The following is a 12412-nucleotide window of genomic DNA, read 5'->3' on the forward strand; positions in this document are numbered from 1 at the left end:
CAAGGGCACGCGCGCCGATCCTCAGACCCGGTTCGACCGCGCGATCCGCGCCAAGACGGCGGAGCTCGGTTTGGGCGTTCGCTTTTGGGTCTGTCGGTCGACCGCAGCCAAGCCGAACTTGGGCTGGAAGCCGAAATACCATTCGAAATTGTCGATGAGCGACCAGTGCATGTAGCCAAGCACGGGAACGCCTTCCACGATGGCTTGGTGAAGCCCAGCGAGGGAGTCGGTGATGAAGCCCCTGCGAAGCGCGTCATCGTCTGTTCCCAGTCCGTGCTCGGTGACCAAAACCGGCTTGCCGGTTGCAGCGTGCACATATCGTACGGCACCTTGCAGAGAGGCCGGATAAATTTCCGTACCCATGAAATTCCGCGGAGTTGCAGCGGGCGGTGCGACGGGCCCGTTCGCATCGATCTGCATCCGGTCGTAATTCTGGACGCCCACGAACTCGTCCTGAGCGCCAAATTCGAACCACGGCTGATAAGCTTCGGCCCGCTTCGCGTTCAATTTCGAATTTGTCCCGACCCCCTGATCGTCCGTAATCGCCAACGACATCCCGACAGGGAGGTCTGGGCGAGCCGACTTGATCGCAGCTCTTGCCTTGCGATGGGCCGCGCCCATAATGGGTATTATCGGGGCGAACTGGGCGCGCGGGAGCAAGAAGCCAGCGGAGAAATCTGCAACGCCAAGCGACCTCGCACACTCCGCAAGCATGCTAGCATGAGCTTCGTAGAGCTGCCCGGGCACATTGGCCCAGGCGAGGATCGACGGAAGGTTGGGCTCATTCATTGTCACGGCATAGTCGATGTTCGCCGCGATCGCCTGAGCTGCCTTGGCGCAGTAGCGCGCAAACAGATCGGGCGCGGCAGGATTGCTCCAGCCGCCTCGTGCCGCGAACCAGCGCGGGCAGGAAAAGTGATTGAATGTCACGACAGCTGCGAGGCCGCGCGCTTTGCACCCTTCGACGATCGAACGGTAGTGTTCGAGCATCGCGTCCGAGAACTTCCCCTCCTCAGGCTCGATACGCGCCCATTCCAGGGAGAAACGGTAACTGTTTAGATGAAGCGACTTCGCCAGATCCAGGTCGTGCGGCCAGCGATTGAAACTGTCCGCGGCGTCGCCGGATGCTTCGGCAAACATGCTCTTGGCGCAATGTTCCATGTGCCAGAAATCGCTGGCGACGTTGTTTCCCTCGGTCTGATGGCCCGACGTCGATGCGCCCCACAGGAACCTTGACGGAAATTGCCGTCGAACCGCGCCCGCTGCCACGGCGGGGACGCCGGCCAGGGTGATCATGGCGGCGGCCGCTTGGCTGAAAGTGCGTCGGTCCATTGGGGCAAGTTCCGAAAAGATCAGATTGCGTGTCGGGGTGGCCCAGCGGGGCCACCCCGAGCACCGATTAGTAGCGGATGGTCAGCGTCCCGCCAACGGAGCGTACGGCATCGAGACCGAACACCTGCGTGTAGGACAGGGCCGCAGGGCGGCCAGCAAGGTCGCCTGGATCGATCCCGATGCTCTGCGGAATGTGCTCGTTCGTGCAGTTCTTACAGAACAGGCTGAACTGCATCTTGTCCCCGACCTTCACACCGAGGCTGAACCCGAAGGTGTCGACCGCTCCGAATGCGCCGCCGGGCGCGCCGTTCAGAATGTAGTTGACCGAAGAGCGGTGATACCAGTTGCCTTGGATATAGGGGACGGTGGTTCCCGACACCGGGAGCTCGTAGGTCGCTTGGACGGTCGAGGTGAACTTCGGCGAAATGGGCAGCCTTAGGCCAGTCGCGTCAAACGTGTTGTTCACCGCACAGCTCGCAACCGCCTGCCCGAGATAGCACTGCGCACCCGGGAAGCTCTTGAACTTCGTGTCGAGGATGTTGAAGCCGCCATTGATCGTGAGGCCTGCGAAGGGACGGGCACTGACGTTCACTTCGATGCCGCGCGCCTGCACCTTCGCCGCGTTCTGGACGACGAACGTCTGCAGCGCAGTATCGAGCGACTGCACCTGGTAGTCGTCGAAGTCCGTGTTGAACGCCGAGATATTGAAGGTCAGCTTTCGGTCGAAGAAGCTCGACTTTACGCCAACTTCGGTGGTGTTCGAAATTTCGGGCCGGATGGTTGGGATGAAGCCGACGCCGCTTGAGTTCCGGATCGCTGTATCGTTGAAACCGGGACCCTTGTAGCCACGGCCATGGAAAGCATAGAACATGATCGTCGGAGTGGCTTGGTACTGCGCGCCGAGCTTCCAGCTGAAATTGTCGTTGGAAGAGGTCTGCAGGTAGCGACCGTTGGGGCCCGAAAGCGAGATGAAGTAGTTACGCTTGCCGTGGAACAGGTCGACGTCGATCTTGTCATGCGTGAACCGTGCTCCGCCGATCACCTGCAGCCCATCGACGATCTCGTAGGTTAGCTGACCGAACGCCGCATAGCTCTTGGTGTCCATGGTGTACTTGGCATCGCGGCCGATGAAGTAGTCGTTGCGGACCGAGCAGGTCGGAGGGAATGCACCCGGTACAGCCGTGGCGCCGACGCAGAAGGGGAAGGATGGCAGGACGAACGAAGGAAGCCCCTGGTTGCCGAAGATTTCGCCTTCCTGGTTGAGCTTCGACTGGAAGTAGTAGAGCCCGACCTGACCGCCCAGGCGGTTGCCCGACGGCAGGGCGACGCGCAGCTCGTTGGAATACTGGTCGTAGCGGGCCTTAGTGTAGTTGACGTTGACCAGATTGGTCTGAAGGCGGTCGATGTCGAGCGACTGCTCGACGTCATAGAAGCGCCAGGCGAAGAGATTCGAGATCTCAAGGCCCGATCCGGTCACGTACTTGAGCGTGGCCTGGGCTCCGCCGGTGTTGATGTCGCGATACATCGCGCCGTCACCGGCATAGAGGAAATTGTCGGGCCCGGCGACGCCGCCGACCTGCGCATAGACCGGCCGGGCCGCGCTTCCAGTTCCAAACTGGCGCCAGGTGGCGTCAAAGAACGATCCGGCGCCCGTCGCGCGGTTGTAATCGCCGATTACGTAGAGCGAGAACGAGTCCGAAAACTCGGCCAGGTACTTGCCCTTGATCTGGAAATTCCGGCGATTGGAATCGAACCGGTTGCCCGCCGCGACGGTCCCGATGTTGGTAACCGGGGATTCCTGATAGCCGTAGAGGACGTTCAGACGCAGCGCCGAGTTCGCCGAAACGGGGATATTGAGGACCTGCTTGGCGATGATGCCCGGAGCGCTGCGGTTGGAGCCGGGCGTGTCGCGAGAGGAAAACTCGAGCTCGGTCGAGCCGCCGAAGACGCCCAGTTCGGGCCGCGCCGTCACGACGTTGAGCAAGCCGGCCGAGGCGTTCTTTCCGAACAAAAGGCCTTGCGGCCCGTTCAGCACTTCAACGCGCTGCAGATCCATCAGCAAGGGAGTGCCCAGTGCTGGGCGGCCCATGTTGACCTCATCGACTGCAAGAGCCACGCTGGAGTCGATCGTTCCGGCGAAAGCCAGGGTACCGACGCCGCGAACCGAGAAGCTGGCATCGGAGCCGATCTGGAGGCTGGGAGCGGCCGCCGCTACGCCGGCAAGGTCACTGATCCCGCGATCGCGCAGTTCCGCCCCGGTCACCGCGGTCAGGCTGAGCGGCACCTTCTGGATGCTCTCGCTGCGCCGCTGGGCGGTCACGACGATCTCACCGGCTGCGGCGTCTCCTTCAGCGGCAGCGGTCTCTTGCGCAAAAGCGACGCCAGGTATGCTCGCAAGCATTGTCGTGAGGACAAGGCCAGCCTTCAGTCTCGAGTTAGTCTTCATCGTTTGATACTCCATGAATTGAAATTCGGGTTGAACCGATGCAGGATCAGAAGCGCACACTTGCGCGAATGCCGTAGGTCCGCGGCGGACGCAGCTGGTTGTAGATGACCCCCGCTTTGGCAGGGCTTTGCAGGGAATTGGCGAAGACCAGTTCGTTCTCGAGGTTGTTGACGAACCCGGTCAGCGAGATCGCGCCCGACGCGCTTTCCCAGGTCACCCTGGCGTTGGACACCATGTAGCTGCCCTGCCGACCGAGCGTGAGGTAATCGAGCGACAGATACCTGGATGATTCGATCCGCGTATCGACACCAGCGATGACCTTGCTGCCACCGGCCAGTTCGAAGGTATGCTCGTAGCCTGCGTTGATCGCCCAGCGCGGCGCGTTGGGGAGCGGCTGGCCCGAGCAGTCGACGTTGTAGATGCGGGCCGCTGCGGAAGCTCCGGTCAGGCTTGTCGGCGAAACGGCACAGCCGATGACGGGTGCCGGACCGGTCGTCGAATAGGCCTGGTAGCGCAGGTCGTCGTACTTCGTGTGCAGGTACTGCACATTCAGCGACAGCAGGTCATTGCGGCTGGGTTGCCACAGCAGTTCCACCTCCGCGCCATAGATAGTGGCTGCCCCTGCATTTTCGGTCTTGAACACGGGACCGAATATCGGGCCGCCCGGAGTCGATGCGACTTGCACGGGCGCCAGGTGCGACACCTGCTGATCCTTGTAGTCCCAGTAGAATGCTTCAAGATTGAACTGCAACTTATTGTCAAGAAAGCGATTCTTTGACCCGATGGTAAAGGCGGTCAACAGTTCGGGCTGCGAGTAGTTCTGGCCCAGCGCCGAATAGAGGATACCGGATTTGAAGCCGGTGGAGGCCGTGGCGTAGAGCAGCGAGCGTTCCGCCAGGTCGAACTCGACCCCCGCCTTCCAGGTCACCTTTGAGAAGTCGACGTCGCTGGTCGCGTCCGTCCGGATGTCCAGAATGATCGGAATGAACGCGGGCGGGCCGGGGGGTACGAAGCCGACGAAGGGCAGGGTGTGCGCTTCGGTGACCTGCCGCTTGTTATCGCGGGTATAGCGCAGCCCGCCGGTCAGGCGGAAAGTGTCGGAGAGCGAAAAGGTCGCTTCACCGAAGACCGAGAAACTGCGCGTTTGAAGCTCGGAGTTGATGCGGGTGCCGTTCGAGGCCTGGTTGAAGAACTGGCGGGCCGAGGTGTCCTCGCTGAAGTAGTAGCTGCCCAGGACCCATTTGAACCGCGCGGACTCGTTGGCGAGGCGCGCTTCGAGTGACATCTGGTCGCTGTCCTCGGTGACGTCGATCAAGAACGAGGAGGCATAGCTCTCGAAGTCCAGGTTGGTGCGCCGCCAGGCCGGGATCACGGTGAGCTTGGCGAAACCCAGGTCGGCGTTGGCAGTGACGACCGCCCCGTAATAGTCGTTGTCTTGGAACCCGTCGTTTCGGGCGATGAGCTGAGGCACCGGCGCGGTGGGTGTCCGCGCGAGATATGCGGCGATCACGGCCGGATCGCTGGGTCCTAGGCGGCGGTTGCCGCTCAGCAACGGCATAATCGTACCGCCCGAGCCCTTGCCGCCGACATGCCCGTAGTCGAGCATCAAGTTCATGTTGAAGCCGGCGCCCGTATCCAGGCGGAACTGCCCGCGGACCCCTAGCGTGTCTTCGTCGTCGTACCCGTCGCTGAAGTAGCCATCGTGCTTGGCGTACTGGGCGGAGAGCCGGATAGCCGCGATGTCCCCCACCGGCAGATTTATCGCCCCCGAGCCTTTCAGGGCATCGTAGTTGCCGTATTCGGCGTTGATGTAACCCGAGGCGTCACCCAGAGCGGGGCGCTTGGTGATGAGGTTGACGGCACCGCCCGTGGCGTTGCGTCCATATAGGGTGCCCTGCGGACCTTTCAGAACCTCGATGCGCTCGAGATCGTAGAATAGCGCTGCGGGCGCCGCGGGACGCGAAAGATATACGCCGTCGAGATTGAACGCGACGCCCTGTTCGGCGAAGGCATTCGCGCCGAACGTCCCGACCCCGCGCAGGTAGATCTGCGTGAAAGAGGCGGCCGGCGCGATCTGCAAGGACGGAACGAGACGTGTGATGTCGGTCGCTTGGGTGATGCTCTGCTGGGTGAGCACGTCGCCGGCAACGGCGCTGACGGGCAGGGCGGCTTTCTGAAGGTTCTCTTCCCGGCGCTGGGCCGTGACGATGATTTCCGAAAGCCCCTGATCGCTTGATTCCGGTGCGGCCGACTGCGCGGCAACCGGGGTCGCCCATGCGATTCCGGCAAGACCAACGCCCGCGAGAAACTGAATTTTGGCCATTACACGCCTCCCCCTTTTGATTTTGACTTTCCATACCGATGGTCTGATAATCAGTAAAACTGTTTGTATTTATCGGTTGCAACTTGTTTGGGTGATAGAACATGCGCGTCAAGGGTCTCGATCTCAACCTGCTCGCGGCACTCGATGTGCTGCTAGACGAGTGCAACACGGTGAAGGCAGCGGAGCGGCTGCACCTCAGTCAGCCAGCGGCGAGCGCGGCTCTGGCCCGGCTCCGGGACTACTTTGGCGATCCGATCCTTACAGCATACGGCAAGCGGATGATGCCGACCGCCTTCGCATTGGCGCTGCATCAGCCGACCAAGGCGATCCTCGCTCAGGTCGACCAGCTGATAACCCAGACTTCGGCCTTCGATCCCCTGAAGTCCGATCGCTGGTTCCGGATCGGCGTTTCCGATTACTTGTCGACGATTTTGTTTGCGGATCTGGTGCCGCGGCTGGCTGCGCTGGCGCCAGGCATCAGGCTGGATCTGCAACCGCCTTCCGATGAAATGCTCGGCTTGCTGGATCGGGGAGAATTGGATCTGATTCTCACTCCCACTGAGCATTGTCATCCCGGCCATCCGACCGAACTGCTATTTGAGGAAAAATATGTCGTCGCGGGATGGTCCGGGAATGCCGTGCTGCAGAAGCCGCTAAGCGAGGACGACTTCTATGCGCACGGTCACGTCGCGGTCGAAATGGGCCGAACCAGCCGCGTCACCTTTGCCGAGACTCATCTCAAGGATCGGGGGAAGGAGCGGAGGATCGAGATCTACGCGGCGTCGTTTTCCCTCGTTCCCGAGTTGTTGGTCGGAACGAGCCGTCTCGCCATCATGCACGAGCGTTTGGCGAAGATGGTCCGGAGCAGGGGCGAGATCGTCTACCAGCCACTCCCCTTCGAATTTCCCGTGATGAAGGAGATGGTCCAGTATCACAAAACCCGCGCCGACGATCCGGGGATCAAGTGGATGGTTGCCCAGATCGCGAAGTGCTCGGAGAAGTTCAATCAGAAATTCAAGTAGAATTCTATTTGAATAATCACTTTTTGATATTCGGCTGCGCTTGCTACGCACCGCTCTCCATGGGGAGAGCAGCGTGCATCAGCAGAAGATTCTGATCGTTGGGGCGGGCATCGGCGGACTGTCCGCGGCTATATCGCTCTCGCGGGCCGGTCATTCGGTGGAGCTGATCGAGCGCGATCCGGACTGGAGCGTCTACGGCGTCGGGATCATCCAGCAGGCCAACGTAATCAGGGCGATGGACCAGCTTGGCGTGTTGAGTGCTTTCCTGGATGCCGCCTGCGGGTTCGACGCCGTCGAGATATTCCTGCCGGACGGCACGATGGCGGCTCGGGTGCCGACACCCCGTCTCGTCGAGGGGCAACCCGCGAACGTCGGTATCAGCAGGACGGCCCTGCAGAAGGTGCTCGCCGAAAGCTCCGCCGCGCTCGGCGCACAGACCAGGTTGGGTCTGACGCTGAAGCAACTGGACGACGATGGGGCCGGGGTCACCGTGACCTTCTCAAACGGTTCGGTGGGCCGCTACGATCTGGTGATCGGTGCGGACGGTGTCTACTCGCAAGTTCGAGACATGGTCTTGCCTGCGGCCGAGAAGCCCGAATTTACCGGTCAATCCGTCTGGCGCTACAATTTTCCGCGCCCTGCGGCGCTTGACGCATTGCAGGTCTATAACGGCTCGACCGGGGTCGGACTGGTGCCGATCAGCAATGAAGTGATGTACATGTACGTCACCACCCCTGAGCCCGGGAACCCCCGTTATCCGTTGCGCGGCCTAGCTGCTACTATGGCTGCGAAGCTGTCGGGCTGCGCGCCTGCCATCCGTGCGCTTGCCGATCAGATAGTCGACGATGCGGCAGTGGTGTATCGGCCGCTCGAAGGTGTCCTTGTCACCGGTCCTTGGCACAGCGGCCGCACAGTCCTGCTTGGCGATGCTGTGCACGCGACCACGCCGCATCTCGGCCAAGGCGCCGGAATGGCGATCGAGGACGCGATCGTGCTCGCGGAGGAATTGGCCCGGCACGACGATCCGGAATCGGCGTTTCGCGCCTATCGCGATCGCCGCTTCGAACGCTGCGCGTACATCGTGACGTCAAGTTTGGCGATCTGTCACGGGCAGCTCGGCAAGGGCCCCGCGATCGACAACCACAAGGCCACCGCGGAGATGTTCGCGGTCATATCCCAGCCCATTTGAGAGGATCAGCAATGACCCGCGTTTCCGAAATACGTTATGTCGGCTATGGCGTTACCAATATTGAAGCCGAGCAGGCTTACTATGGCGAGATCTTTGGTCTCGACCCCGTCACAAGCGATGACGGCATGGCTTGGTTCAAGACTCCCGGTCATGACGAACACCATGTGGTGCGCCTTCGAAAGGCCGAAGAGAACCGTGTCGACGTGATCGCACTTGCTGCCGACTGCAGCGCCGACGTCGATGCGTTGTGCGCCAAGGTTCAGGAGTCCGGTGCGAAGGTCGTCCATGAACCGCGCAAGCTGACGTCGCCAGGGGGCGGCTATGGGTTCCGCTTTTTCACTCCGGACGGCATCCAGATGGAGATATCGTCCGATGTGGCGCGCGGGGCAAAGCGCGAGATTGCCAAGTGGGAAGGGCTACCGGTCAAGATTAGCCACCTCGTCCTGCACTCCCCTGACCATCAGGGGCTCGTCCGGTTCTTTTGCGATGTGCTGGGATTTAAGGTTTCGGATTGGCTCGGCGACTTCATGTGCTTCCTGCGCTGCAACAGCGCGCACCATCGTCTCGCCATATTGCCGGGGCCGCCGTGCCTGAACCACGTCGCTTACGATATGCTGGGCGTCGACGATATGATGCGCGGAGCACATCGTCTCAAGCTCAAGGGCATCGACATCCAGTGGGGGCCGGGCCGTCATACCGCCGGAAACAATACCTTCAGCTATTTCGTCACGCCGGGTGGTTTTGTCACGGAGTATACTTCGGAGCTGGAGGAAGTGGATTTCGAGAGCCACCAGCCAAATACCTATACGCCCGCGCCGCTGATCATGGATCAGTGGGGTATCGGCGTCGGGGGGCCGCAGACAATGCCGCATGCCCATCCCAATCCCGGGCTATTCGTTGCGGTCGAGGCCTGATCGATGGCGCTGCTCGAACTCTTCCCGAATTACATCTGGAACCTTTCTGTTGCGATAGCGATGGAGAGCGGCGGGCAGATTGGCGAGATTGTCGATATGTGTCAGCCAATCCGGGACGCGGCGGCGAGCGGTGCAGATGCCGGCACGCCGGCATTCATGAAACAGTGGGCGGCGATGGGCGAGAAGCTGATCGAGCTCGCCGCCGAGGACGAGGCAAGGGGGCATGCGATCTCCGCTTCGAACAAGCTAGAGCGGGCTTCGCTCTACCTGATCACTGCGGAACGGATGCAGGGGCATGGTGCGCCCGGCCGCGAAGCCACCTACAGCAAGGCGAGGGATTCGTTCGACCGCTCGACGGCACTTGGGCAGATCAACCGCGACCGGGTTGAGATCGCGTTGGCTGAAGGAACAATGCCAGCGCTTTATACGCGCGCGCCGGGCGAGGGCCGCAAGCCTGTAGTTGTCTATTGCAATGGTCTCGATAGCTGCAAGGAGCTGCTCTACTGGTCGCGACTGCCTGAGGCGTTGGCCCGGCGCGGCATTTCCACGCTGTGCGTCGACCAGCCGGGCTCGGGCGAGGCGCTGCGTCTGCAGGGACTGCCGGTCGATCCGCATTCGGAAAGATGGGCCGCAAGGGCGGTCGACTGGCTGGAAAGCCAGCCCGATGTCGATCCCGCGCGGATCGGGATGACAGGGATCAGCCTTGGCGGGCACTTCGCTCCCCGCGCCGTCGCTTACGAGCCGAGGTTCGCCAGCGGCGCGGTCTGGGGCGCCAATCACAATTGGCGCGAGGTGCAGAATAAGCGGATGATGCGCGAAGGCGAAAACCCGGTCCCGCACTATTGGGCGCATGTGATGTGGGCCTTCGGGGCGAAGGACATGGACGAGTTCCTCGTCAAGTCGGAAGCGATGAATCTCAACGGACATGTCGATCGCATCCGGGTGCCGTTCCTGGTCACGCACGGGGCCGAAGACCGGCAGATCAGCCTGTCCTACGCCGACGACCTGTATGACCAGCTGGTCAACTCGCCGCGCCGCGAAAAGGTCATCTTCACGGCTCGCGAAGGTGGCGTCGAGCACGTGGGCGCAGACAACATGGCCTATGGGCGTGACTGCATCGCCGACTGGTTTGCCGAAACGCTGGGCGGAAACACCGGCAGCACCTGAAATGCCGGGATGAGCGTGGATGATCGCGCCGGGAGAGAAGCCACATGAAGATCAGCGCACTGGATTTTGATCCATATGACGAGGCGGTGCTGACCGATCCGTTCCCGCATCACGAAAGATTGCGCGAAGCGGGGCCGGTCGTCTGGCTGGAGCGGTACCAGTGCTACGGGCTCGCGCGCTTTGCCGAAGTCCGCGATGCGCTCGACGACTGGAAGACCTTCGTGTCCTCGCGCGGCGTCGGCCTGGCCGATTTTGCCACCGAGCAGCCTTGGCGCCCGCCGTCGCTGCTGCTCGAGGCCGATCCGCCGCTCCACGAACGTACCCGCGGACTGATGAACAAGGTCGCCTCCCTGCCGAGTCTCAAAGCCCGGCAGCCGGAATGGCGCGCCAAGGCCGCAGCGCTGGTGGGCGAGTTGGTCGGGCGCGGCACGGTCGATGCGGTAGCGGACCTGTCCGAGGCATTTCCGCTCAGCATCTTCCCGGACATGATCGGACTTCGCGACGAAGGCCGGGAGAACCTGATTCCCTACGCCACCACGGTGTTTAATGCGTTCGGTCCCCGCAACGCGCTGCTTGAACAGAGCATGTCGCAAGCCGCGGCCGCCACGGCGTGGGTTGCCGAAAGCTGCAAGCGCGAGTTCCTCAAGCCCGATGGCTGGGGCCGCGAGGTCTATGCCGCGGCCGACCGGGGAGATTGCTCGGAGGATGAAGCCGAGCGCCTTGTCCGTTCGTTTCTTTCGGCCGGCGTCGACACGACGGTCAACGGCATAGCCAACCTGGTGTTCGCCTTTACCCAGTTTCCCGACGAATGGCGCAAGCTGAAGGAGAAACCGGAGCTCTATCGCAAAGCGATCGAGGAGAGCCTCCGCTGGGGCGGGGTGGCGCAGACGTTTTACCGGACGACCAGCCGCGATGCGGACGTTTCGGGGACGACAATTCCGGAGGGGAGCAAAGTTCTGCTGTTTCTGGCCTCGGCCAACCGCGATCCGCGGCGCTGGGACGATCCCGACCGCTTCGACATCGACCGCAATGCGAGTGGCCATGTCGGGTTCGGCTTCGGCATTCACCAGTGTCTCGGCCAGATGGTCGCCCGATACGAGGCGGAAGCGGTCCTGACCGCGCTGGTCGAGCAGGTTGCCGAGATCAGAGCCGCAGGGCCAGCGACACGGCGGCCGAACAACACCCTCTATGCGCTCGGCACCCTCCCGGTCGAACTGGTGGCGGCATGAGCACCGCAGCCACCCGCAGGTTCGTCGACCTGTCGATCACGCTATGCAACGACGTTGTAAGCGACCCGCCGTTTCTCCGTCCCGAGATCACCTACCAGGCGCACGGCGAGACCATGTCCGAACTTGCGCATTTCTTTCCTGGTGTGACCGCGGAGCAGACCCCGGACGGGGCAGGGTTCGCGGCGGCGGAATGGGTGCGGCTGACCACACACAACGGAACGCATCTCGACGCTCCCTGGCATTATCACCCGACCCAGGATGGCGGCGTGGCGGCCATGACGATCGACGAGATACCGCTCGACTGGTGCTTCCAGCCAGGGGTGAAGCTGGATTTCCGCCATTTCGAGGATGGCTACGTGGTCACAGCAGCCGATGTCGAAGCCGAACTCCACCGCATCGGGCATCAGTTGAGGCCGCTTGAGATCGTCCTGGTCAACACGGCCGCCGGAGCCGCGCTGGGCGACCCCGATTATGTGAACCGCGGATGCGGCATGGGATACGAAGCGACGATGTTCCTGACCTCGCGCGGCATTCGGGTGACCGGAACCGATGCGTGGAGCTGGGACGCGCCGTTTGCTCACACCGCGCGGCGAGTGGCCGAGACCGGTGACACCTCGCTGATTTGGGAAGGACACAAGGCGGGGCGGGAGATCGGCTACTGCCATCTCGAGAAGCTGCATAATCTCGAGGCGCTGCCGGCAGACGGTTTCCTCGTCAGTTGCTTCCCGCACAAGATCAAGGGCGCTTCGGCCGGATGGACCCGGGCTGTCGCGATTTTCGAGGACTGACG

The 12412-nt window shown here is 62.1% G+C and carries 9 protein-coding genes; 6 read left to right on the top strand and 3 right to left on the bottom strand.

The genetic code is table 11. The features are described 5' to 3' along the window. Positions 1-21: 21 nt before the first annotated feature. The 3 genes from WG900_RS02590 to WG900_RS02600 all read right to left on the bottom strand — a co-directional run bounded on the left by WG900_RS02590 (position 22) and on the right by WG900_RS02600 (position 6101). Positions 22-1296, bottom strand: a complete 1275-nt coding sequence (locus WG900_RS02590) for a family 1 glycosylhydrolase (protein WP_339964437.1) — start codon at positions 1294-1296, stop codon at positions 22-24. Positions 1297-1399: 103 nt separating this feature from the next. Next, positions 1400-3778, bottom strand: coding sequence for a TonB-dependent receptor (locus tag WG900_RS02595; protein ID WP_339964439.1), 2379 nt, complete (start codon positions 3776-3778; stop codon positions 1400-1402). 46 nt (positions 3779-3824) lie between these two features. Beyond that, complete coding sequence (locus WG900_RS02600; RefSeq protein ID WP_339964440.1) at positions 3825-6101, bottom strand: TonB-dependent receptor; 2277 nt, start codon at positions 6099-6101, stop codon at positions 3825-3827. A gap of 101 nt (positions 6102-6202) precedes the next feature. On the opposite strand from WG900_RS02600, the gene WG900_RS02605 reads away from it, so the two are divergent. The 6 genes from WG900_RS02605 (at position 6203) to WG900_RS02630 (ending at position 12410) form a co-directional block, all read left to right on the top strand. Beyond that, complete coding sequence (locus WG900_RS02605; RefSeq protein ID WP_339964442.1) at positions 6203-7123, top strand: LysR substrate-binding domain-containing protein; 921 nt, start codon at positions 6203-6205, stop codon at positions 7121-7123. Between the two features lie 73 nt (positions 7124-7196). Continuing rightward, complete coding sequence (locus tag WG900_RS02610) at positions 7197-8312, top strand: FAD-dependent oxidoreductase (protein WP_339964444.1); 1116 nt, start codon at positions 7197-7199, stop codon at positions 8310-8312. Between the two features lie 11 nt (positions 8313-8323). Next, complete coding sequence (locus WG900_RS02615) at positions 8324-9226, top strand: VOC family protein (RefSeq protein ID WP_339964445.1); 903 nt, start codon at positions 8324-8326, stop codon at positions 9224-9226. Between the two features lie 3 nt (positions 9227-9229). Further along, entirely contained in the window at positions 9230-10393 is a 1164-nt protein-coding gene (locus tag WG900_RS02620; RefSeq protein ID WP_339964447.1) for an alpha/beta hydrolase family protein, read from the top strand. A 44-nt stretch (positions 10394-10437) separates the two neighbouring features. Further along, positions 10438-11622, top strand: a complete 1185-nt coding sequence (locus WG900_RS02625; protein ID WP_339964449.1) for a cytochrome P450 — start codon at positions 10438-10440, stop codon at positions 11620-11622. Continuing rightward, positions 11619-12410 (top strand): cyclase family protein, encoded by a 792-nt coding sequence (locus tag WG900_RS02630; RefSeq protein WP_339964451.1) that lies wholly within the window; start codon positions 11619-11621, stop codon positions 12408-12410. The genes WG900_RS02625 and WG900_RS02630 overlap by 4 nt, the downstream gene beginning before the upstream one ends. Positions 12411-12412 lie beyond the last annotated feature (2 nt).

Origin of the sequence: Novosphingobium aquae (assembly GCF_037572715.1) — a bacterium.
Lineage (GTDB): Bacteria > Pseudomonadota > Alphaproteobacteria > Sphingomonadales > Sphingomonadaceae > Novosphingobium > Novosphingobium aquae.

Bases quoted from the DNA above. Each gene is read 5' to 3' on its own strand.
- WG900_RS02590 (WP_339964437.1), bottom strand. From the start codon at position 1,296: ATGATCACCCTGGCCGGCGTCCCCGCCGTGGCAGCGGGCGCGGTTCGA.
- WG900_RS02625 (WP_339964449.1), top strand. From the start codon at position 10,438: ATGAAGATCAGCGCACTGGATTTTGATCCATATGACGAGGCGGTGCTG.
- WG900_RS02615 (WP_339964445.1), top strand. From the start codon at position 8,324: ATGACCCGCGTTTCCGAAATACGTTATGTCGGCTATGGCGTTACCAAT.
- WG900_RS02630 (WP_339964451.1), top strand. From the start codon at position 11,619: ATGAGCACCGCAGCCACCCGCAGGTTCGTCGACCTGTCGATCACGCTA.
- WG900_RS02600 (WP_339964440.1), bottom strand. From the start codon at position 6,101: ATGGCCAAAATTCAGTTTCTCGCGGGCGTTGGTCTTGCCGGAATCGCA.
- WG900_RS02595 (WP_339964439.1), bottom strand. From the start codon at position 3,778: ATGAAGACTAACTCGAGACTGAAGGCTGGCCTTGTCCTCACGACAATG.
- WG900_RS02605 (WP_339964442.1), top strand. From the start codon at position 6,203: ATGCGCGTCAAGGGTCTCGATCTCAACCTGCTCGCGGCACTCGATGTG.
- WG900_RS02620 (WP_339964447.1), top strand. From the start codon at position 9,230: ATGGCGCTGCTCGAACTCTTCCCGAATTACATCTGGAACCTTTCTGTT.